Annotated in this window: 22 protein-coding genes and 2 pseudogenes; 11 read left to right on the forward strand and 13 right to left on the reverse strand. The window is 67.5% G+C overall.

Annotated features, from left to right (window positions below):
• Both J7I98_RS34990 and J7I98_RS34995 read right to left on the reverse strand, forming a co-directional pair.
• Positions 1-213 (reverse strand): annotated as a pseudogene (locus J7I98_RS34990) (threonine/serine dehydratase); the annotation flags it as partial.
• A 12-nt stretch (positions 214-225) separates the two neighbouring features.
• Positions 226-1,029 (reverse strand): proline hydroxylase, encoded by an 804-nt coding sequence (locus J7I98_RS34995; RefSeq protein ID WP_214929090.1) that lies wholly within the window; start codon positions 1,027-1,029, stop codon positions 226-228.
• A gap of 62 nt (positions 1,030-1,091) precedes the next feature.
• Between J7I98_RS34995 and J7I98_RS35000 the strand changes: the two genes are divergently transcribed.
• Positions 1,092-1,757, forward strand: coding sequence for a TetR/AcrR family transcriptional regulator (locus J7I98_RS35000; protein ID WP_214929091.1), 666 nt, complete (start codon positions 1,092-1,094; stop codon positions 1,755-1,757).
• A 232-nt stretch (positions 1,758-1,989) separates the two neighbouring features.
• Here J7I98_RS35000 and J7I98_RS35005 read toward each other — a convergent pair whose 3' ends face one another.
• The 7 genes and pseudogenes from J7I98_RS35005 to J7I98_RS35035 form a co-directional block, all read right to left on the reverse strand.
• Entirely contained in the window at positions 1,990-2,631 is a 642-nt protein-coding gene (locus tag J7I98_RS35005) for a Fic family protein (RefSeq protein WP_308378042.1), read from the reverse strand.
• Complete coding sequence (locus J7I98_RS35010) at positions 2,621-3,238, reverse strand: hypothetical protein (protein ID WP_308378043.1); 618 nt, start codon at positions 3,236-3,238, stop codon at positions 2,621-2,623. The genes J7I98_RS35005 and J7I98_RS35010 overlap by 11 nt, the downstream gene beginning before the upstream one ends.
• Positions 3,239-3,488: 250 nt before the next feature.
• Positions 3,489-4,316: a tyrosinase family protein gene (locus tag J7I98_RS35015; RefSeq protein WP_214929092.1), complete on the reverse strand. Its 828-nt coding sequence runs from the start codon at positions 4,314-4,316 to the stop codon at positions 3,489-3,491.
• A 52-nt stretch (positions 4,317-4,368) separates the two neighbouring features.
• Positions 4,369-4,779 (reverse strand): tyrosinase cofactor, encoded by a 411-nt coding sequence (locus J7I98_RS35020; RefSeq protein WP_214929093.1) that lies wholly within the window; start codon positions 4,777-4,779, stop codon positions 4,369-4,371.
• 749 nt (positions 4,780-5,528) lie between these two features.
• Positions 5,529-5,919, reverse strand: a pseudogene (locus tag J7I98_RS35025) (zinc ribbon domain-containing protein); the annotation flags it as partial.
• Positions 5,920-6,144: 225 nt separating this feature from the next.
• Entirely contained in the window at positions 6,145-7,866 is a 1,722-nt protein-coding gene (locus tag J7I98_RS35030) for an acyl-CoA dehydrogenase family protein (protein WP_214929094.1), read from the reverse strand.
• Positions 7,867-7,976: 110 nt separating this feature from the next.
• Positions 7,977-8,534: a PadR family transcriptional regulator gene (locus tag J7I98_RS35035; RefSeq protein WP_214929095.1), complete on the reverse strand. Its 558-nt coding sequence runs from the start codon at positions 8,532-8,534 to the stop codon at positions 7,977-7,979.
• Between the two features lie 345 nt (positions 8,535-8,879).
• Here J7I98_RS35035 and J7I98_RS35040 point away from each other — a divergent pair, with 345 nt between their 5' ends.
• The 3 genes from J7I98_RS35040 (at position 8,880) to J7I98_RS35050 (ending at position 10,718) form a co-directional block, all read left to right on the forward strand.
• A complete protein-coding gene (locus J7I98_RS35040; RefSeq protein ID WP_214929096.1) occupies positions 8,880-9,062 on the forward strand; it encodes a hypothetical protein in 183 nt (60 codons plus the stop codon).
• Between the two features lie 229 nt (positions 9,063-9,291).
• The gene (locus tag J7I98_RS35045; protein ID WP_214929097.1) at positions 9,292-9,885 is read left to right on the forward strand and encodes a TetR/AcrR family transcriptional regulator; all 594 of its coding nucleotides are present in this window, start codon (positions 9,292-9,294) and stop codon (positions 9,883-9,885) included.
• Positions 9,882-10,718: an alpha/beta fold hydrolase gene (locus tag J7I98_RS35050; protein WP_214929098.1), complete on the forward strand. Its 837-nt coding sequence runs from the start codon at positions 9,882-9,884 to the stop codon at positions 10,716-10,718. Before J7I98_RS35045 ends, J7I98_RS35050 begins: the two co-directional genes overlap by 4 nt.
• Positions 10,719-10,962: 244 nt before the next feature.
• Here the strand turns inward: J7I98_RS35050 and J7I98_RS35055 are convergent, their stop codons facing one another.
• The 3 genes from J7I98_RS35055 to J7I98_RS35065 all read right to left on the reverse strand — a co-directional run bounded on the left by J7I98_RS35055 (position 10,963) and on the right by J7I98_RS35065 (position 13,843).
• A complete protein-coding gene (locus J7I98_RS35055; RefSeq protein WP_214929099.1) occupies positions 10,963-11,148 on the reverse strand; it encodes a hypothetical protein in 186 nt (61 codons plus the stop codon).
• Positions 11,149-12,257: 1,109 nt separating this feature from the next.
• A complete protein-coding gene (locus J7I98_RS35060) occupies positions 12,258-13,154 on the reverse strand; it encodes a PaaX family transcriptional regulator C-terminal domain-containing protein (RefSeq protein WP_214929100.1) in 897 nt (298 codons plus the stop codon).
• Positions 13,155-13,195: 41 nt separating this feature from the next.
• On the reverse strand, positions 13,196-13,843 hold the full coding sequence (locus J7I98_RS35065) for a GNAT family N-acetyltransferase (protein ID WP_214929101.1): 648 nt from the start codon (positions 13,841-13,843) through the stop codon (positions 13,196-13,198).
• A gap of 168 nt (positions 13,844-14,011) precedes the next feature.
• Between J7I98_RS35065 and J7I98_RS35070 the strand changes: the two genes are divergently transcribed.
• Both J7I98_RS35070 and J7I98_RS35075 read left to right on the forward strand, forming a co-directional pair.
• A complete protein-coding gene (locus tag J7I98_RS35070) occupies positions 14,012-15,037 on the forward strand; it encodes a CocE/NonD family hydrolase (protein WP_308378044.1) in 1,026 nt (341 codons plus the stop codon).
• Entirely contained in the window at positions 15,034-16,257 is a 1,224-nt protein-coding gene (locus J7I98_RS35075; protein ID WP_214929103.1) for a DUF418 domain-containing protein, read from the forward strand. The genes J7I98_RS35070 and J7I98_RS35075 overlap by 4 nt, the downstream gene beginning before the upstream one ends.
• Positions 16,258-16,774: 517 nt before the next feature.
• Here J7I98_RS35075 and J7I98_RS35080 read toward each other — a convergent pair.
• The gene (locus tag J7I98_RS35080; RefSeq protein ID WP_214929109.1) at positions 16,775-17,644 is read right to left on the reverse strand and encodes an SGNH/GDSL hydrolase family protein; all 870 of its coding nucleotides are present in this window, start codon (positions 17,642-17,644) and stop codon (positions 16,775-16,777) included.
• A gap of 297 nt (positions 17,645-17,941) precedes the next feature.
• On the opposite strand from J7I98_RS35080, the gene J7I98_RS35085 reads away from it, so the two are divergent.
• The 5 genes from J7I98_RS35085 to J7I98_RS35100 all read left to right on the forward strand — a co-directional run bounded on the left by J7I98_RS35085 (position 17,942) and on the right by J7I98_RS35100 (position 21,543).
• Positions 17,942-18,163 carry a hypothetical protein gene (locus J7I98_RS35085; protein WP_214929104.1) on the forward strand — a complete coding sequence of 74 codons (222 nt, stop codon included), beginning with the start codon at positions 17,942-17,944 and terminating at the stop codon, positions 18,161-18,163.
• Positions 18,164-19,353: 1,190 nt separating this feature from the next.
• Positions 19,354-19,662: a putative quinol monooxygenase gene (locus J7I98_RS35090; RefSeq protein ID WP_214929105.1), complete on the forward strand. Its 309-nt coding sequence runs from the start codon at positions 19,354-19,356 to the stop codon at positions 19,660-19,662.
• 752 nt (positions 19,663-20,414) lie between these two features.
• Complete coding sequence (locus J7I98_RS42410; RefSeq protein ID WP_285438128.1) at positions 20,415-20,546, forward strand: hypothetical protein; 132 nt, start codon at positions 20,415-20,417, stop codon at positions 20,544-20,546.
• Between the two features lie 58 nt (positions 20,547-20,604).
• Complete coding sequence (locus J7I98_RS35095) at positions 20,605-20,934, forward strand: Lsr2 family protein (protein WP_214929106.1); 330 nt, start codon at positions 20,605-20,607, stop codon at positions 20,932-20,934.
• A 282-nt stretch (positions 20,935-21,216) separates the two neighbouring features.
• Positions 21,217-21,543: a GYD domain-containing protein gene (locus J7I98_RS35100; RefSeq protein ID WP_214929110.1), complete on the forward strand. Its 327-nt coding sequence runs from the start codon at positions 21,217-21,219 to the stop codon at positions 21,541-21,543.
• Positions 21,544-21,588 lie beyond the last annotated feature (45 nt).

Consider the following 21,588-nt stretch of genomic DNA (forward strand, 5'->3'; position numbering starts at 1 on the left):
GGCCTTGAAGGAGCCGGTGTGCTGTATGAACTCCAGCGCCAGCCAGACCTCGCAGGCCTCAGGTTCACGCTCGCCCAAGGAGTCACCGTGGGCGGTGCGGATGGCGCCCGGGTCCACCGGGGCGAGGGTGACGGGGCGGATGCGCCCGGCAAGGCGGTCGGTGGCGGTTTTGATGTCGCCGTACGCGAGCTGGTGCACTTCGGTGGCTCCCATACTGAGCAGCGGTCAGGACCAGGCGATGAGCCGGCCGGTGGTGGTCAGGGCGAGGAAGAGCGCGAAGACGATCCGCCGCCCACTTGGGTTCGGCTCCACGGCGTGGAAGTCGGCCGGGTTGAACAGCAGCGCGTCGCCGAGCTCGGGTGTCAGGCTTACCCGCTGGCAGTGCTCGACGGCCTCGGGCCGGTACCCGTACGCCTGGCGGTACTGCTCGTCGGCCGACTCCCAGCGGTGGTGCCCCACCGTGGTCGCCCCGCCCTCGTCCGGGACCGTTACCCAGACGTTGAAGGCGAGCTGGGCGACGGTCTGCTGGTCGAACAGGCCGGCGGGGAACTCGCGGTTCAGGTCGTCGTAGTGGACCAGGGCCCCGGCGTTGATCTCGCGCAGGGTGCCGCCGAAGGCCGCCCGGCCGCCGATGGTGGCCGGGGCGACGGCGGCGCCCCAGGCGGAGCCGAGCCGGGCCAGCGAAATCGCGGTGGGATCCGGGCGCATCCTGGCCCGGTGCCAGGCCGCCCGGGCCGCCTCGGCGTCGCGCCAGTACCGGGCGGTGTCCAGCGCGCCGTCCTGGTCGCGGTAGTCGTTGAGCGCGGGGCCGAACCGCACGATCGGGGTCGGCACCCGGGCCGGGTCGTAGTCGGCGGTGGGCAGCCGGTCCAGCGCCGCCATGGCGGCCTGGCAGGTCTGGGCGTCGAGGAAGTCGGGGACGCGGGCGGCCGCGAGGGTGCCGGCCGCGAGGTTGGCCAGGTGCCGGGTCGGCCAAGCAACGCCGTTCACGGCCGTGAACGGCGGGTCGAGCGCCGTGGTGCGGGGCATGTCGCCTCCGTAAGGAGAGATTGGCCTACCTTGACGATACGCTGTACCGTACGCTGACTCACATGCCTAGGCAATCAACTTCCCTGGACCTCGCGACTCCCGAACGCATTGCCGAAAATGCCCTGTCGATCGTGGATCAGGAGGGCCCCGGTGCCCTCAGCTTCCGCACCCTCGCGGCGAAGCTCGACATCTCCGTCGCCTCGCTCCAGCGCCGCTGCACCGACCTCGCCGGACTGCTGGACCTGGTGACCGACCACCTCGCCACCGGCCTGCCAGAGATCCCACCCGGCACCGACTGGGCCACAGCTGCCGAGGCCCGGTTCACCGCACTGTACGAGCTGCTCACTGCACATCCGGGCCTGGTCGCCCTGCGCGGCGGCCGCCCATGGCTCGGCCCGCAGCTACTGAAGCGGCTGGTAGAGCCGCAGCTCGCCGACTCCCTGGCGGCCGGCATGAGTCCGCAAGAGGCCGTCACCGCCTACCGGCGGATGTACCTGCTGGCACTCGGCTGCGCGAGCTTCGTGGACCACCGCGACCCCAAGGCCGCCCAAGCGGCCACCCGCACGGCACTGGCCGCGCTCGACCCTGAAGAGTTCCCGGCGCTGACCGGCAACCTCCCAGCGATCCTGCCCGCCGTAGTGGATCACGAGGTCTACTACGGGGCCCTTCGCCAACTCATCGACGCCGCGGACCCGGCCCGGGCGTCCATCGAAGGGAGCGGGCGGTGACTATCGCGCCGGACAGGCGGATGGACTGCGTAGCGAGAGACCAAGCGACCGCATACTCCATCCCGGCATGGGCTGCACGGGCAGCCGGTCCAGCAGGGAGTTGTCGGTGAGGATGACCCGCACGGATGCATCGCCTCCCGCGCGGCAGCGCGTCCAGGCCCTCGGCGAGCTCGAACAGCGGCCCGTACCGGCCGGCTTCGGCGGCCAGCTGTGGGGGACGGCAGGTTGCACGTCAAGTTGACCAGCGGGCTCTGGTTGCCCGGTGATGGGTCGCGCGTATGAGTACGGCGACCAGCGCTGCTAGGTCTGCTGCGCCAGCAGAGTCGTCCGCGTAACGCGTGGTCTGCAAGGGACCGACTTGATCCAGCTGAACTCCCTCCACCTCCAGGACATAGGCGAGGGTGAGCATGGCGAGGCGGGCGTTGCCATCCGGGAAGGGGTGGAAGAACGCCACGTCCAGGTAGGCCCTGGCCGCGCGGGAGGCCAGGGGGACTTCCAGGTCGGCGCTTTCGCGTAGACAGTGCTCAAAGTCCCGCTGCGTATGCAGCGTTAGTGCGTAGCGTTCCCGGCCGCCCTTGGCGAAGGCGTCGCCTTGGCGGAACGGAACGTCGGGCGTGCCAAGGACAAGCCGCTGCCATTGAGTCAGAAGGGTGAAGGTGAGGGGTCGCTTGCGGGAGGCGTCTGCGCGCGTCTGGGCCAGCGCTGCCAGCAGTCGGTCGGCTCGAGCTGGATTCAGGGAACGGACCGCAGCGTCGCACCAGGTGGCGAGGCCGTCCACGGTTGCCTGGACGGGGGCCGGGGTCTCGTCGACCGCGGATGTCCAGTCGATCTGTTTCCTGACTCTGCACCAGGCGGCCAAGGCGTCAGTGGTCACGGTAGGGCCGCTCTCCGGTCAGGCCTAGCGCGAGGTCCGCTCCCACCGAGTTGACCACCGTCTGCGACGGTGTAGTCCAGCTCATGAACCGTCCGCCGATTGCGGCATCGACCGCTCTTTTCGCGGTGTCCGGCCCCATGCCTGTGGAGGAGAGGAACCACATCAGCGCCGTGTGGCAGAGCCCGTACCAGCCGCACTCGGCACCCGTGCGGTCCACTACCACCGTCACCAGGCGGGTCGCTGCCCGTTCCACGTGCCAGCTACGGTCCTCGGCATCCGCTCCTGCGGGCGGTGCCAACCGCGCGAACCGCTCGGCCAGCTCCTCCAGCCAGTCACGCCACTCCAGCAGCGACGCAACGACATTGGCGGCCGTCGCTGCGGGTTCGCCAATGGAATGGGACTCGTAGCACCAGCTGGTGACGACGCCGCCACCACCGCCTTCGCCGACCGCCCAGTGCCACCCACAGGCCCACCGGCCGTAGCGGGCCGCCAGTAGCGCTGTGACCTCGGCGGTGAAGTGATGCTTCTCTTCCCACCCGGCATCGGCAGGAGGCACCATCGAGGCGATCAGTGCAGCTACCTGCGAGTCCTCCTCATCGTTCCACACGAAGGCATTTCGGTCGGGGTCGACGACAGGCCACGGCAGCCAGGCCGGAGCGAGCTCGTAATTGATGGCCGTTGTGTTCCTCCAGAACCGGTCGGGTAGGGCAACTGATCGATCGTGCCAAAGACACGAGGCCTTGTCATACAGGTTTCCCGGCACCGGAGCTCTGCCCGAGCCGCATGATGTGACGCTGCTGGGCACTCGGCTCGGCCCCGACCTCGCCCCCGGGCCTCGCGTGCGGGGGAGGCTCGGGCTACGCCGCGGTGTCGTACGTGTAATGCCTGGTGTGATCCAGCATGTCGGCGGGCGTCACGTCGTTCCAGGGACGCATGACGTCATTGAGGTCCACCACGTTCGGAGTTCCGGTGGCAGGCAGGTACGTCGATCCCGGGTGGCGGGCCTGCCACTGTGCCCAGAGCCGGTCTATGAACGCATGATGCAGCCAGAACACCGGGTCGTTGGGGGAGACACCGGTGGCCATCTGACCGCCCACCCACACATGCACACGATTATGAAGGTTGACGCCGCGCCAGCCTTCCAGGTGGTTGCGGAAACCGTCGGACGCGCTGTTCCAGGGCGCGGTGTCGTACGTGGGCATCGCGAGCACGGAATCGACCTCCGCTCGAGTGGGCAATTGCTGTCCTCCGGAGCCGAGGGCGCGGCGGAGAAAGCCACGCCCGTCGACCCGTACGGACACCGGCCACTTGCTGGCGGTGACCGCGAAGGCCCCGTCGCTCACTTGCCCGTCCCTGCTTCGGCCGGTACCGCCAAGGAAGTCGGCCGCCCACAGAGAGGACGTGGGGGAGCGGTCCACCGTCCAGTCCCAGTAGGGCAGTGCCACATCCGGGTCCACTGCCTGGAGGGCCTGCTCGAACTGTATGAGAAACCTGCGGTGCCAGGGCAGGAAGGACGGCGAACGGTGGCCCACACGGTCTCCGTTGTCGGTGTCGCTCATGATGAACGCGTTGTGAGTAGTGACAAACATGTCATAACGCCCGCTGCGCTTGAGCTCGAGCAGTGCGTCGACGAAGCGGCGCTTCTCGGCGGAGGTGAGGTTCGCCTGGTTCTTGCGTACGGTCATTGGGAATGCCTTCGGGTTCAGGGCTGGACGACGTTGCTGGACGGCGGCGGAGTCAGAGGAGGGGCTCGAGCTGTGATCCCTGAAGTTCGATCACGGCGGCGCGGGCCACGGCCCGCGGGGTGGCGAACGTCTCGTAGTGATTGACGACGCTGATCCACGTGCCGTCGGCGTTCTGCATCACGTGCAGTTCCTCGCCGTCGATGCGCACGGAGTAGCCGACACCGTGGTGTCCGCCGTGGTGTGACGGTGCGCCTTGGATGCGACGCCCTTTGAAGGACTCGTCGAACGGCTGTGGCTGCGGCCGTGTGTGCCCGGAGCTGTGGGGGGAGTGGGCTTCCCGGTTGCTGTGGCCGGCGGTCGGAGGGCCGGACGGCTCGTCCGTTCGCGCGAAGCCTGTCAGAGCGAGGCCGGCCAGAGCTGTGGCGGAGGCGCCCAGGGCGCGGCGCCGGGTCAGTTGAGACATGGGTGTTTCCCCTGGTTGATGTGAGTCGGTGCGCCCGGAGCGCGTGTTTTCGGCGTCAGGGCAGAAGATTGGCGACCCGTCACCGGGGCACGTCCGGCTGGTCAGGCCGTTCGGGGCCCGGCGGGCCGTCCGGGAGAATGACTACAGCCTCATGCCCGGCAGGCCGAAGTCGCGGTGCAGTGGTTGGTCGCTATACGGACAAGTCCTCACGCATAGTGCAGAGCTGAACGAAGTTGATCTTCCTGCGCTGCTCGTTGCACTGAGGCTGATCCGGAGGATTTGCGGGAAATGTGGATGCGGCGTGCAGAATTTGTTGTCACGTGCTGTAAATCGTGGCAGTCGTCACGTCCGAAGGCTGTCCGGATTTGCAGGTGGCCTTGAGCGAAGGATGCGGCAATGTACTTCGGCGGGTTCAGCCGCGTTCGCCACACATGCGCATGCACCGGTTCTCGCGCCGTGGTTCGGCGGAACCGTAGCTCCGGCAATCAGGTGGAAGAACCGTTACGTGGTTCACCCGCCGGTGTGGCGGCGCCGACGTGCAGCCGTGGCCCCCGGCGGCGGGCACAGAGCGGTGCGAAACAGCGGCGCCCCCGCGTCCGCGCAGGTGCCAGCGTGGAGGCGGGGGCGCGCACGCGCACGACAGCCGCACCTGCGGCAGCCACCGGAATGACCTCCTGGGCGGCGAGCATCAGCAAGGTCGCCCACTTTGTGCACGTGACTCCTCCCCGCCCTAAGGACGAGGTTTCTCGCTATGCCGGGTTGGCGTGGCGACCGGCCGGCCCGGCCGGTAATACGTCGAGTGCTCCGACGGTGTAGGCGTGTGCCCGGTGGCCGCACGAGAGGCAGTGGAACCTCTCCTGTGTGGGTCGGTTCTCCCTCGCGGTGTGCCCACACTTGGGACGCGTGCGGGAAGTGTTGCGGGGTTCACAGCTATCACTTCCCGCCCGGCACTCTCAGCCTTTGCGTTCAGGATCGCGAGGAACGCCCCCAACCGCCATCAGCGATCGAACGGTTAAGACCCGCCTTCGAAGCAGCCCCGTTGGGCAGAAACACCCCCGGCGTCCCGGGGCCCGGCTTCGGCGCGGGAGCCTTACTCATGTTGCGGATCTTGAGATCTTCGTGCGCCATGAAGCTGTGTTCAAGGACCAGGCCCACCGACGGCCGAGACGGCCGGTGCAGCCGAGCCCTGCTGCAACCCGGAGCACAACGACCTGCCGTGGTGCGACCGACGGCTCACTGCCGGGCCGTGACCCGTGACCGCCCGCCTCGGAGCCGCGCGGAGCGCCAGTGGCTTCCTGCGGCCCAAGACGGGCGGTCACCGGCGGGCGCCGGGACTGGTGGGCTGATGGTCCGGAGGCCCCGTTGTTACGGCGCCATCTCGTACGCACCGGACAGTGCCTCGACGCGCTCCCAGACGCGCGCCGAGCGGGCGTCGTCGACGACCGGACGCCGGACCGCGCCCAGCGCCCACTGCTGCTGTTCTGCGGTGGCGGAGTCCTTGCCGTGCAGCTCGACGGCGTGCGCGGAGAAGTCGCGTACGAGCACGGAGAAGAGTTCGTCGAGTACGTCCTCCTCAAGGCCGGTCAGGCGCGCCTGTTCCAGGATCAGCTGGCCGTGCACGACCAGCGCGAACAACTGGCCGACGGCGAGCAGAAGGTCGAGGTCGCGGCTCTGCTCCTCGTCGGGGGCCGCGGTCGTGACGAACTCGCACAGGGCGTCCGCCTGCTCACGGAAGCGGCCGACATTGGGCACATCGGCATACGCGTCGTAGGCGGTGCGCCAGTCGTGGAAGCGCACGGAGCCGAGACCGCGGGCCGGTCCCTGCCGGAAGAGGAACGCGTCGTCTGCTGCGTCGCGGCGCGTCGGCACGGGCGCGTACTCGGCCGGGTTCAGCAGGTGGTTGCGCATGAACTTGAGGATCAGCGCGAGGTTGACGTGGACCGTACCCTCCAGCTTCGGCAACCCCCGGATTTCAACGGCGGCCTGGGCGAAGTAGGTGTCCTTCTCGAAGCCCTTGGCGGCGATGACGTCCCACATCAGGTCGATGACCTTCTCGCCCTCCGTGGTCACCTTCATCTTCGTCATGGGGTTGAAGAGGAGGTAGCGGCGGTCGTCGGGGCCGGCGGAGCGGAAGTAGTCGATGGCGCGGTCGCTGAACAGCTTCATCCCGACGAGCCGGACGTACGCGTCGGTCAGTTCGCGGCGCACGTGTGGGAAGGCGGTGACGGGGCGGCCGTAGAGGATGCGGTTGTGGGCGTGGGTGACGGCCTCGTACATCGCGTGCTCGCAGATGCCGATCGAGGCGGTGCAGAGGTTGAACTTACCGACGTTGACGGTGTTGAGGGCGGCGTCGAAGGCGGCACGGCCGGTGTGCAGCACGTCGTCGGGACCGACCGGATAGCTGTCGAGGCGGAACTCGCTGACGTACTTCGAGGAGTCGACGACGTTCTTCACGAGGTGGTACGCCGGGTGGCGGCTGTCGGCGGCGAAGAAGACGTAGCCGTCGGGGCCCTCGACGTCGGTGCGGCGGCCGAAGACGGAGACGAGCCCGGCGGCGTTTCCGTTGCCGATGTAGTACTTGGAGCCGCTCGCCCGGAAGCCGCCGTCACCCTCGGGCTCCAGCAGCATGTCGGTGGAGTAGATGTCGGCTCCGTGGGCCTTCTCGGACAGGCCGAAGGCGAACACCTCGCCCTGGGAGAGGAGTTCCGCCGCGCGGGTGCGAGCAGCGGCGTTGTCGCTCTGCCAGACCGGGCCGAGGCCGAGGATGGTGACCTGCCACGCGTACCAGTAGTCGAGCCCGTAGAAGCCGAAGATCTCGTTGAGGGCGGCGATGCGTGCGGTGTCCCAGCGCTTGTCGTTCTGCCCGTCGGCGGCGGAGGCGGGGGTGAGGAAGGTCGCGAACAGACCCTCCTTGGCGGAGAAGGCGAGGAAGTCCGCCAGCCAGGCACGGGAGCGGTAGTCCTCGATCAGCTTGCGCTTGCCGCGGTCCTCGAACCAGTCGACGGTGGCGCGCAGCAGCCTGCGGGTCTCGGGGTCGAAGTGCGCCGGGTCGTAGGTGCGCGGGTTGAACAGCAGCGGGTCGGCCATGGATGTTCGCCTTTCCGGCTTGGGAGTTGAGGGTTTGTGAGCTGGGGAGCTTCAGGTACGTGAGGGTGACGGGAGTGGTCGGGAGAGATGGGTGGCTCGTCGGCGCCGGTTCAGCGCCCCGGACCGAGCCGGTGGAGGGTTGCGAGTACGTCGTCGAGCCAAGCGAGCGTCATCCGCTCGTACGCGATGCCGCCGCGCAGCACGACATGCTGGAGCTCCCGCCCCGCGTCGGGCGTTCCGGGAGCCTCGGGTCCGGTGAAGTCACGCCGCTCTCCGGCGAGATAGTGCGCAAGCCGGTCGGTGTGCGCCTGGTGGTGCCGCTCGACCTCGCGGATCAGTGCGGCCGGATCGTCGAAGGCCGCGCCCCGGATCTTCACGGCGAGATCGTGCCGGACGCTCTCGGGTTCGATCGGCTCGTGCAGCCACTGGGAGAGGGCGGTCCGGCCGAGGGCGGCGACGGAGTACTCCTTCTTGTCCGGCCGGGACTGCTGCGGCACCTCGCGGACGTCGATCCAGCCGTCGCCCTCCATCCGCTTGAGGATGCGGTAGATCTGCTGATGGGTGGCGGTCCAGAAGTAGCCGATGGACCGCTCGAACCGCCGGGCCAGCTCGTACCCGGAGCCCGGCTTCTCGAGCAGAGAGACAAGGATCGCGTGTTCGAGCGCCATGCCCCGATCCTTCTATGCAACTCGTTGCATAGGCAAGCGGCACGGTCCGGGTGAGACACGGCTCACCCGGGCGGCCGGCGGAGCTGCAGCGACTGCTCCAACCTGAACGCCGAGAGCAGGACGTTCGAGAGCGGCCCGAGTACACGAAGACCGAGGCGAACCAGGCCGGCACGTACACGGATGGCACGGTCGGCCCGAAGTCGGCAGTGGTGGACCTGGCGTTCTCGGACGGTGGTAGTGGTGCAGGTCTGCTGTCGATGGGCAAGGACGGCCTGTCGCTGACGTTCGGCCGGCCGGGCACGCTGCCCAAGCCGACTCTGAACGGGGCGACCGTGACCTATGCCAATGCGCCTATCGACGGGTGTCGACCTGCAGTTGACAGCCACGGCCGAGAGCTACCGCGAGGTCCTGGTGGTCAAGACGGCTCAGGCGGCGGCGAGCCCGGAGCCGGAGAAGATCAGTCTTACTGCTGCCGGTGACGGAGCGCACCGACACCATCTCCGAGGGCGCGCGCTGGCCGGGACCTGACCAGCTGGACCAGATGGGCGACCGCCACGTCTCGGCAGGCCGCGCGGGTAACCGCACCCCTGAGCAGCCCAACGCGTGGATCGTCCTTAGGCGAGGCTTGCCCAGTGAGATGGCCTGGGCGGCGATGCGCGACGTGACGCCGAGCGGCGACGAGACTCACCGCCTCCCGTTTGCCCGTCCTAGGACCCCTAGGTTATATCTAGAGACCCTAGGAGCGTGAGGAGAGCGCATGGCGCGGGCAGGGCTGACGGCGGAACGGGTGACGATCGCGGGCGCCGAGCTGGCGGACGAGGTCGGGCTCGACCAGGTGACCATGTCGCAGGTGGCGCGGCGGCTCGGCGTGAAGGATGCGAGCCTCTACACGCACGTCCGCAGTCTGGAGGATCTGCGCGGACGGATCGCGCTGCTGGCGGCGGACGAGAAGACCATCCGTATCGCGGAGGCGACAGTCGGGCGGGCGGGCAAGGACGCGCTGGTCGCCTTCGCGAACGCCTGGCGGGAGTACGCCCGCGAACATCCGGGCCGCTACACGGCGACGCAGACCCCGATCCAGATCGACCCTGAGCTGGCCGCAAAAGCGTCCGGGCCGCGGCGCGCGGTCGAGCTGACCTACGGCATGCTGCGCGGTTACGGACTGGCCGAGCCCGACCTGACCGACGCGGTCCGGTTGCTGCGCAGCACATTCCACGGGTTCGTCGCCCTGGAGGCCGCGGGCGGGTTCGCGCACCAGCGTTCGCCTCAGCACTCCTGGGTCCGCGCCCTCGACGCCCTGCACACCCTCCTGGAGCACTGGCCCCCGTCCCGAGAAGGAGACTCCTCATGACCGACCCGACCACCGGCAGCCTGCGCGTGAACGGCGCAACCCTGCACTACGAAGTGCGCGGCCAGGGCCCGCTACTGCTGCTGATACCTGGAGGGGCGGGCGACGCGGCCTCCTTCGACGGCATCGCCGACGACCTGGCCGCCGAATACACGGTCGCGACCTACGACCCGCGCGGCATGTCCCGTAGCACGCTGGACGACCCCGAGGCCGAGCAGCGAGTGGCCCAGCACGCCGACGACGCCTTCCGAATGCTGGAACTGCTGTCGCCCGACGAGCCCGCCCGGGTGTTCGGCGCCAGCTCGGGCGCGATCGCCGCTCTGCACCTGCTCACCGCCCATCCCGAACGCGTCGAACGCATCGTGGCGCACGAGCCGCCAATGGTGGAGGTCCTGCCGGACGCCTACGAACATCGCGCGCTCATCGCGCGCGTGCAGGAGACGCTCCGCACCCAGGGGCTCATGCCGGCGATGGCCGTTTTCGCTGCGGGTCTGAAGAAGGACGGCGACACCACCGAACCGAAGGCCGAGCTCAAGCTTCCGCCGCAAGCAGCGGCGCGGGCCGAGCGGACGATGGCCAACCTGCCGTACTTCGTCGGGCGTATCGTGCCCAGCTTCATGTCCTACGCCCCGGACATCCATCGGCTGGAGGCACTGTCGGACCGGCTCGTGCTCGCCTGCGGCCAGGACTCACGCGGCGAGTTGCCCTACCGTCCGGCCGCTCTCCTGGCCGAGCGTCTCGGCACGGAACTTCTGCACTTCCCCGGCGGGCACACCGGCCTGACCACGCACCCCGCCGACTTCGGCGAACTCCTCAGCAAGGCCCTCCGCACCTAGACCTGAATCCAACTCGCCCTGGTAGATGGCCTTGTATGTGGGAGCTGACACCACTTGTCGCTCGGAGCGGAGGGCGCGTGGTGGCTGTGGTGGTCTCTCGAGGAGTCGTTGTCCGGCAATGAGCCAGACATCGCACCGGCAGCCTTGACCCGAATGAGAAGGCGACGCCGAAGGATCCGGCCGAGCTTGCCGGCCTTCTCCTCCGGCGCCTCTACCGAGCGTCGGTCGGAGGATCTTGGGGATGTCAGGGAGTGTCGTACAGCCGCAGGGTCGGATCGTCGACGTGCGCGTCCATGGGCCAGATGACGGGGTGCGTGCGCTCCATGTCGATGTAGAAGTCCTTGGTCATGGAGCCGGACCCGTAGCAGGGCCACCCGATGCGGGCCAGACACGAGCTGTGGTTGATCTCCAGCCTGAAGGTTTTGTCCACGTTGCTGGATGAGACGGGTCTCACCGAGCTGCCATCGATGAAGAATCCTGTGTTTTTGCCGGTGGAGTTGACCTGTGACTTGGTGATGGAGGCGGTCCAGGTGGATGGGTCCGTGCCGCACAGACTGAAACTGACATCAACTTGGCCGTACCGGATGGTGGTCCATGACCCCGGGAATTGGCTCAGGGTGCTGTACTCACACGGCGTGGTGGTGCTTGGGGTGGCGGAGGCGACCGGCACCGCGAGGAGCGACAGTAACGCGGTCGTCGCGAGGGTACCTGCCACAGCTTTGCGACTCGTGTGCATGTTTCCCTCTACTGAGTCCGAGAAGCGTGTGACATGCACGCTATAGAGGAGGCAGGGTTTATGTGGCATGTGCATGGCATCTTCTCCGCGAGCGGCCAGCACGTGCACAAGTGGAATCCGCTGTGCTGCTGGGGGGATCTCAGGGCTCCCCTGCGCCACGTCAGTAGCGCCAACGGCACACGCCTACACAGCGTTTCCGGTAGCGCCAACGTTACTCAGCGAGACAGGCGGCGTGGTGGCGAACTCAATAAGAGTCTTGGTGTGAGCGAGGCGGCGGATCGCGGCGTACAGATCGACCTTCGACTGCGAGTTTCCCATGAGGCCCCCAGCGGGATGAGTACACCTCACGCTCCCACCACAACCCTCAACTGACGTCAAAACAAACGGACATCGCAAGCTCGGTCAGGCAGTGACTCCCGCAGTCACTTTGAAACGGCTCCCTACCCTCACGTACATAGCCAGCCCGGTTTCGCCGGAAAGCGATGTATCTGCCTGCGCCCGCCGCGCGACAAGAACGCGACAGAGGAAGAGTGACCCCGACCGGGTCCTCCCGCGCGCAACGGTCTTCACCCGGGCCCTCGCTCACGGCATGGACCGCAGGGGCGGGTACTGCGTCGTTATCCCTGAGGGCTGGAGTAGTGGCGGAGGTTCGGGGCCGGGATCCTCCGTAACAACGACGTCGGCGGCCGAGTGGTCGAAGCCGGCGGGCCAACGAGTGTGCTCCGGCCACCGTGCGAGCCGGGGTTCCGCTGGTGTACGTCGATCCGGCGTACGCCAGCCAGCGATGGTCCTTCAGGGCCGGATCAAGTTGACCGCAGTGGATGGGGCGCGGGCTGGATGGCGTCGGCGTACAGGCTGAAGAGGCGGAGACGGTGGTGTTCGTCCGCGGCGGTGGTTGCCTGGTGCTCGAGGAGCCGGGCCCAGCAGCGGGCGGCAAGGTGGCGAGCGTGGGTACCGGCCCAGGGCCGGGGGAGCAGTTGGGGTGGGAGGAGGGGGTCCGGTTCCATGGCGCGGGTGAACTGGGCGGCGAGTTCGACGGCGATGGTCAGTTGGTCGATCTCGGTCGTTTCGGTTGCGGCGTCGAGTTGGCGGAGGCGGGCCTGGGCAAGGGAAGCCAGCGTGTCGTAGCGGTTGGCGATCTCCTCCAGGGGCCAGAGTCCGGCGGCCAGGTCGGTGGCATCACGACGGTTTCCGATGCGCAGGTCGTTGCTGGTGAATGTCGTAAGGGCATCCAGGATGCCGAGGTGTCGTGCCTGGGTTTCGACGTGTTTCTCGATGGGGTTGGCGCTGACGTACAAGCCGCCCTGGACGGCGGCAGCGCCGAGTCTGAGGAGGGTGTCGCGAAGCGTGTCACGCGCTGCTCTGGCCGATTCCGGGACGGCGAACGCGAAGAGATGCCAGACGCCGTCCCACGGCGCCTGCCCGTGATCCTGTGCGTAGGCGTAGCGGACGTATTCCACTTCCGGGGCCAGGGACCCGGTGACGTCGGCGGTGGCATGCAGCAGGGCCTTGCGGCCACGGCCTTCGTGGGTGAAGCGGCCTTCAGTGACGAGTCGTTTGATGCACAGGCGTACTTGCTGGTCGCTCATGCCGAGAGCGCTCGCGATGGTGTAGAGCTCGCCGGCGTCGACGGTGCCGTCTTCGCGGACCAGGGCGTGTACGAGCAGGCGGGTGGGGATCTCGGGGACGGTCTCGGGCATGGACCGAGCATAGACGCGAGGTGCGGGAGCCTTGCTGTCGCTCACGGCCGGCCGCCCGCCTGCGAAGTGACGGGGCGGTGCATGGTGGTGACGGCGCTGAACCCCATCAAGCGGCGCAGGTAAGGCGTCTGTTCGGTGTGGACCGCGGTGAAGCCGTGGCGTTCGTAGAGGGAGCGTGCGCGGGGATTGACGTCGATGACGTCCAGCCGGACCTGATCACAGTGGTGCTCGGCGGCGACACGGAAGACCTCGCCGAGCAACAGGCTGCCGATGCCTCGGCCCCGGAACTCCGCAGCGACGGCGATGCCGTCCATGACCAGCTGCCCCGCGGCCGGAGTGCGTTCAAGCAGCGCCAGCAGTGCGAGTCGTGGCATCCCCCTGAGCAGGCCGTACGTATCCAGAACATCGGCCACGCCACCGCCGGTCAGCCCTCGGCCGTCGAGCTGGTATCCGGCCACTGCCACTACTTGATCACCGGCGAGCGCCACCACCGCCCGGTCCCGGTGCAGATGCGCCGCGATGAACCGCTGCCCGGTGGCCGGCGGGTTGAGCGCCGCGCCCAGCTTCCGGCCGAACGCCTCCCAGTACAGCCCGGCCACCACGTCCTCGGTCCCCTCCGGCACACCGCAGCGAACGGTCACGGGAATTGCTTCGGCATGGCTCGCGCCGCTGTTCTCCGCGTGGGTCATGTCCGCTCTCCTTGGTCTTGGTCTTGGTCTGCTTGCGGGTCACCATACTCTCTTCTCTGATACGTTCGTAATCGAAACGAGCGTTCGGAAAACAATAGATAGGGGCGAGGTATGCGGACGAGGCAACGCAAAGATGTCCCCAGGGGCGGGCGTCGTAGGAAACGAGCAGTGATCTGGTCCCTGGTCGGTGTGCTTCTGGCGGCCACGGGGCTGGGTGGAGTGGCGATCTGGCAGAACACGTACGACATCCGGGAAGAGCGAGTCACGCTGCGGCAGGGCAAGCAGACACTCGACGGCGTACTGGCCACGCCAACAGACGGCCGCGGGCCGTACGGGCTGGTCGTCTTCGTTCATGGGGACGGGCCGATCGACGCCACCCACGACAGCTTCTACCGGCCCCTGTGGGAGTCCTTCGCCGAAGCCGGGTACGCCTCACTGTCCTGGAACAAGCCGGGTGTGGATGGCTCGTCGGGCAACTGGCTGGACCAGAGCATGGACGACCGGGCCGACGAAACAATGGCGGCCATCGCCTGGGCACGTCAGCGGCCGGACATCGACAGCCGGCGCATCGGGCTCTGGGGAGCGAGCCAGGCAGGATGGGTACTACCCAAGGTCGCAGCCCGTGCTCCTGATCTGCGGTTCGTCATCGCCGTATCCCCGGCCGTGAACTGGCAGCAACAAGGCCGCTACAACCTCTTGGCCCAGATGCGCGAAGACGGCGCCTCTGCCGAACAGACAGCGGCCGCATTGCGACGAAGGAAAACCACTCTGCGACTGCTGCGCCGCGATGCCTCGTTCGAGGAATACCGCGACACTGTCGACGACCCACAAGGGATGACGGCCGACCGATGGCGATTCATCAAGAAGAACTACACCGCCGACGCCACGGCAGACCTGCGGGCCATCCAAGGAACACCCGTCCTGCTTGTCCTGGCCGGCCACGACATCAACGTCGACGTGACCGACACCGAAACCACCTACCGCAAGCTGCTTCCCGCTTCGCTCTTGCGGGTCGAGCAGTATCCGGACGCCACACACTCCCTGGTGAAGCACAACCTCGAACAGTCGGAGCTCAAGCTCACGCTGACGGCGGTCTTCGCGCCCAGGGCTCTCTTCGCGAGCGGATTTCTCACCGGCCAGCGCCAGTTCCTCAAGCAGGCCAACGCCGACGCCAGCAAGGGCGGGCGGACATGACCGACACGACGACGCGACTGACGCCCGCAGGCCCGCAAGGGCAGCGGATCACTGACATCGACGCGCTGCGAGGATTCGCCCTTCTCGGCATCCTGATGGTCAACATCACGTACCTCGCCTCCGCCCACCACGGCACCGGCCTGGAAGACCCGAACTTCGATTCACCGGCCGACCACGCGACCCGCTACCTGGTGGCGACCTTCTTCGAGGCCAAGTTCTTCCTGCTGTTCTCCTTCCTGTTCGGCTACAGCTTCACCCTCCAAGCGAAGTCCGCCGCACGCGGAGGCGCCCGCTTCTCCCGCCGGTTCCTGCGCCGCCTGGCAGCGTTGTTCGCCCTCGGAGCCTTCCACGCCGTTGTTCTCTTCCCCGGAGACATCCTCACCACCTACGCCCTGCTGGGCCTGGTACTCCTCACCGCCCGAAACACCCGGCCTCGCAACGCGGTGAAGACTGCGGTCGTGTTATTCACCGTTACCGCGGCCGGGTACCTGATGCTCAGCTTCGCCCAGCACGCGGCCGGCGGTGGCGGCATAGACGCGGCCTCTGCAGCGGCCCATGCCCAGCAGGCCACGGACGCACTGCGCAACAGCCCGGGATCGGTGATCGGCGCGCACCTCGAACAGCTCCCGGACGTCGCATTCCTGCTCATCTTCTTCCAGGCCCCCGCCGCGCTGGCCGCCTTCCTGCTCGGCTTCGCCGCCGGCCGTCACGAGGTACTGGCCGATGCCACCAGGTACCAGCCGGTACTGCGACGGCTGCAACAGATCGGCTACTCCGTCGGGCTGGCCGGGGGAGTGGTCTACGCCCACGCGAGCCTGGAACATCCCGGCACCCCCTACCACCTGGCCGCCCTCGGCTTCGATGTCGTGACCGCACCGCTGCTGGCCGCCGCGTACGCGGCCACCGTCCTGCGCCTGACAGCCACCGCCCGCGGCCACCGACTCACCGCCCTCCTGGCTCCGGCAGGCCGGATGGCCCTCACCAACTACCTCACCCAATCGCTGCTCTGCGCGCTGCTCTTCACCGGATTCGGCGCCGCCCTGGTGGGCCGAGTGTCCCCACCCCTGGTGACCGGCATCGCACTGACCCTGTTCACCTGCCAACTGGTGGCCTGCCGATGGTGGCTGCACCGCCATCGCTACGGTCCAGTCGAATGGCTGCTGCGAGCGGCGACCAACGCCGCCTGGCCGCACCGGCAGCGCGCAGAGAGCTCTGAGTAAGCAGCGGGGCAGCGACAGGATGGTGCCGCCTTCCGGCACATGGAGGCCGGCTCATGCTGGGGCCGCGCTGAGCCTGCAGTCTGCACCAGATGAATCACGTATGCGGTTCGTGGACGTGTACGACAACGACGAGAGCCCTCGTCGGCGTGCCACGGCGCAGGCTGACTGGGGCGGCGGCGAACTGTTGGCCTCGACCGCGCGGGCGGCGGCCTGCATCCCCAGGAGCAGTAGCTGTCCGACGTGATGGGGAGTCCCAGCGCTGCACCCATGCTTGCCCGGCGAGGTGCTGCGGAGGGACTCCCTCGGATGGCCGTGTCGACGGTCGACCAATTCCCCCGATCATCAGCTTTCGCGTCGCGTAATTCCCCACCTCAGTTGCGGCCGGTCATACGCCGCCCAACTGCTGAAGGGCCTTCAGTTCTGGTGTTCACACGCTGACCAACGAATCCCTCACCTCATGCGGTAGTGGAGCCCGGGTTGCCAGGCAGGGAAGCTGCCTGGCAACCCGGGGGATCCACTACCGACCGCGGGCAGTTTCGAACACCGGGAGGTTGCCTTTCGACTGACCTACGGCCGTGGGGTGGAAGGAATTTTCGACGGGCAAGGTGACGCTGTGAAGCCAAGGGGCACCGGAACAGAGCTCATGTCCCGCGAAGGTCGTGTTGACGTCGCCGAAGGCGAAGCCGTGGTCGGCGGCGCGCTTGGCGGTGACGGCGTTGAGGTCGTCGGCGGCGGCGTTGAGCGCGGCGCGCCCCTTTTCGGTCATCCCCGCTGCACAGCTGCCGCTGAGCTTGTAGAAGCGTGGGTATCCCAGGACGACAACATGCGCGGCGGTGGCCCTGCCGTGGATAGCGTCGTAGACCTGATCGAGCTTGCCGGGGAGGGTGTTCTTGACATACGCACGGGCCTCGTTGATGCGCTGCAGGCAGGCGTTCTCGGACTGCAGGACGCAGGTCTGCATGACGTCGGAGAAGCCCGCGTCGTTGCCGCCGACAGTGATGCTCACCAGTCCCGTCGAGGAGTTCAGCGCCCCCAGCTGATGGGCCAGCACATCTCCTGTACGCGCACCCGAGCACGCGGCGAAGGTGAAGGACGACGGTGAGTGCGCGGCAGCCCACAGGGCCGGATATGCCTTGGTGCTGCGCTTGCAGGCGCCACTGCTGCTGTCGTAACTGCCTGCCCCAACGCCCGAGGAGTAGGAGTCGCCGAGGGCTACGTAGCCAGTCGTTGCCGCAGAGGCTTCGGGCGAATAGGCGGTGGCTGCGGCTGCGCCGAAGATCAGGGCGGACAGAGAGCAGAGAACTGGGGTCAGTCGCGGGTGCCTTACGGTGCAATCCCGACGGGCGGAAGATGACCACAAACGGCGTACATGGGAAAATCCAGTCATACCCAACCAACGGCCGGGAGTCCAGCCGGACACGGGTCCAGAGCGCCGCCCGGACGCAGGTGGCATTGGGAAACGCACCTCGACCCGGGCACCCACTTCACAAACAGTCCACCATGTCCCAAACCAGCCCGAATGACGGTCTGACTAGCGGGCGGCCCGAGAACCCTTGCGCATGGGGGACAAAGGAGCAGCACCGTTCTCTCGCTGGTCCTGTCGGAGGAACTTATCCGGGCGTCACTCCGCGTGGCGCGGCCGGGCGGCTGTCCTCGCGGCGCGGGCGCTGGAAGGATGCAGCTCATGCCGACTGATCAAACAGACACCGTGGCGCGCTTCCTCCGGGCACTGAGCCCGGCAAGCCGGGATGACGTCCAGCGGTTGCCGCGCGAGAAGCAGGAGCAGATGGCCCAGGCGTGGGAGCGCGACCTCCAGGACGACACTTCTCTGCTGACGCTCAGCGAGCTCGACCCGGCCGCCGCCGAGCACCGGGCGGCGGAAAACGTCATCCAGGACCTCCTCTGACCATCACTCCGATGAGGTCGTCCTTCGGATCACCGCGCTGACCAGATGAAGAGGGCGGCGAGGTGGAGTCTGACCTGGTAGGTCGTCTCCTCCCATTTCTCAACACGCTGACTTGACTGGGGATATCAAGGGCCTTGCACAGAGATACATGCCGGGCGCCAGACGCTGGTTCAAGGTCCACAGACGGGATACGACCGAAGCTGTGATCGGCGGCGTCAGCCGGAACACTGCGGCGCCCGCAGCAGCTCGTCCTCGACCGCTACGACGAAGACGGACGGCTGCGCGCGGTAGGTCGCACCACGCCGTTGACGTCGGACGCCGCCGCGTGACGCCGCGTGTGCGTGAGCGGATCAGCCGAGTGTCCACTTGGGGAGCTGGCCGATGCGTGACCGATCCGTTCGGCGGGGTTGCACGGACCGTTCACAGCCGCTGGCGTGTGCCTTGACCGGCGCGGGCAACCGGATCGGTCACGCGACCTGGCGACCGGTCACCACCGCCGTTTGACGGCCGGTCACTCGGCGGGCGAGCCCAAGGGCCACCTGGGCAAGCCACGCTGGACGGGGGCATGCCCACCCAGTGGGGGCCGGAGGCAGAACCGGAGGGCTGCTCGCCGCGGGGCGCTGGGAGGCTGGCGAGTGCGCAACTCACCATGGGTCCCTCGCGCTGACTGCGCAACTCACCATGGCGTTGCGCAACCAGTGGCGCACTCACCACGGCACCACCCCTGCACGCCTGCGCACCGCATGCGGGATACCACTCTTGGGTGCAGTGGCGTTCGCGCTGGTCGTTATCGAAACACCCTCGTGAAACAGCGACTTCAGCCCCAGCTCATCCGGGACCGGATCGCCAGACTCTTCTTCGGGAACGTGGCCCCGCGCCACCGGCACTGTCTCCGCCGGGATACCACCCGTGCGACGGCCGGGCCGGTGGAGTCCTTCCACCCCCACTCGGCTATGCGGCGCCTCGTGGCGCGCGAAGTCATACGCTTACCGATCAACAGGCCCGGCCCGTGTAACTGAACATGTGTCCTGATCGGGGCTAGGTGGCCCATGCCACCTGTTGCCCGCGCCGGAGCGCCGATCACCCACCAGAAGTAGACACCGGATGTGGACGGGCTGTCGTACCGAGCTCCGTGTGCATCCGCACCTAGAGTCCTGGCAAGTGCAGGGCGAGCGGAACGAGGTGGCACGATGGCGGACGAGAGCAAGTACTGGGCGTCGGGGAGCTGGCAAGTCAGCGAGGGCAGCGCCGACCGTTTCGTCGAGCGCTGGACGGAATTCCTCACCTGGACCGGGGAAGAGCACAAGGGCCTCGTCGCTGCTCGGCTCATTCGAGACCAGGGCAATCCAAGCCACTTCGTCTCCTTCGCGAAGTGGGCGGATGCCGAGTCCCGCACCGCATGGCAGAACGACCCTCAATTCGCGGAGTACTTCGGCGCCTGCCGAGAGCTCTGCACGGACGTGCAGGCCAGCGGCTACGAACTGGCGGTGGCCATCTGAGAAGCCATCCGCTTGTCGACGTCGTCTCCCGGCCGAGCCGCACAGCGGTCTGTTTCACCCGCACCCCGCCAGCAGCCTCCGGCGAGGCGAGAACCGACAAGATCTGCTGATACTCCGGCGCGAGCACCTCCACAGCGATGCCTTCGGTCCGCTGGGGCACCACCGAGCCCGCCACCCCGCTCCGCGCAGGTCCGACGGCCTCGGGGGGCGAGTCGGCCAGCACCTCGGCCACCGTCACCCTCGCATCGGCCAACCGGCTGCAGCGCACGTTCCGCCGCATCCAGAGCGGCCTCCTCCCGCAGCAGCACTTCTTCCCGGACCGCAGTACGGCACCGCCCGGTCGCTGGGGGGGGCGGGTCCGCCGTGGCGCGGCCGGCTGCTCGCCTCCGCGCTCGTTCGTCCACGTCGTACGCTCGCCACTTGGCCTCATCGCTCAGCGTCTCGCAGGCCAGGTTGAGCCGCGTGATCTCTGCGTGCGCCGCGGCCTGTTGGCTGACGGGCGGCGATCCGGATGGTGGCCGACAGGGCATTCGGCGGCAGACCGAGCACGGCGTACAGGTCCATCGGGGATGAATTCATGAGCGCCCCCAAAAAAGAAGACGGGGCGCATAACGGTGGAGTGGGTAAAGCGGGCCAGAGAAGACCATTCGTTTGTTACCGACTAAAGAACCTGAACCGGCCGCCAGTCCCGCGGGGAAAGCCCGTCGCCGTGCTGCAGGACGCCGACGAGGGGGCCTGCCTTGCGGGTCCTGATGAGCTACATGTACACCCGGCTGGACGAGCACCGGCAGTACTCAATTCCGGAGTGCGATCCGGTCCCATTCAAGCGTGACGTCCTGCTGGAACGGCAGGCGGTACGGAACTACCAGCAAGGCATCCAGTAACCAAATAGTGACTCGGCGAGTAGACTCCTTTTCACGCATAAGGAAAGGGTCTACTTCCATGGTTCAGCGCACCGTAACGATCTATACCGATGACCTCACCGGGGCCGAAGGCGAAGGCATCGCCACTCACGCTTTTAGCCTGGACGGAATCAAGTACGAGGTCGACCTGGGACCGGACAACTACCAGAAGCTGTTGGACGCCCTGGGGCCGTTTATGGGAGCTGGCCGCAAGGTCGGCGGCGGCGCTCGTCGGACGGCCAAGCGCGGGCAGTCTGGCGGGCCGGACGCGGCCAAGATCCGCGAGTGGGCCAAGACCCAGGGCATTGAGGTCAGCAGCCGCGGCCGCATCCCGGCTGACCTGCTGGAGAGGTACCAAGCCGCCCACTGAAACAGCACGGCGATGACAGCCCCCTGGACACGCGAGCGGCGTACCGGGGGCTTCGGCTTGCCCAGGGCTGCAAGGAGACAGAACGTTCACGCTGTGCTGGCTACGGGCCAGCCGCCACCACGGGGAGCACCAGAATCTGCTGCGCCTGGCCGCAGCAAGCGGCAGCTTTTGTGGAGATATGCATGACACGCAGGCGCGTTGCAGCTCACCTCAGGCTGCATTCCGCCGGTTAGGGTTCCATGCCTGACGCAACGCGAACGGAACCGGCGAATGGGGCAGATGATGCCGCTCTATCTAACGAAGTTCAGCTACACGCCGGAGACCTGGGCCAGGTTGATCGGCAACCCAGAAGACCGCGGAAGGGCCGCTCAAGCGTATGTCGAGTCGGTCGGGGGGAAGCTCCATGGGTTCTGGTACGCCTTCGGCAGGCACGACGGCTACACCTTGTGGGAAGCGCCCGATAACGTTTCCATGGCCGCGGTAGCGCTGGCGATTACTGGAGGCGGCGCGCTTAGCTCATTTGAAACGACAGTCCTGCTGACCGTTGACGAAACGTTGGAAGCCCTGGGCAAGGCCGAGGAAATCCAGTACCGACCGCCTGGCGCGTAGCGGCGCGCGCTCAATAAGGACGTCTAGTGTCTTGTGATCCTGTTT

Origin of the sequence: Streptomyces sp. ISL-98 (assembly GCF_018614055.1) — a bacterium.
Classification (GTDB): Bacteria; Actinomycetota; Actinomycetes; order Streptomycetales; family Streptomycetaceae; genus Streptomyces; species Streptomyces spiramyceticus.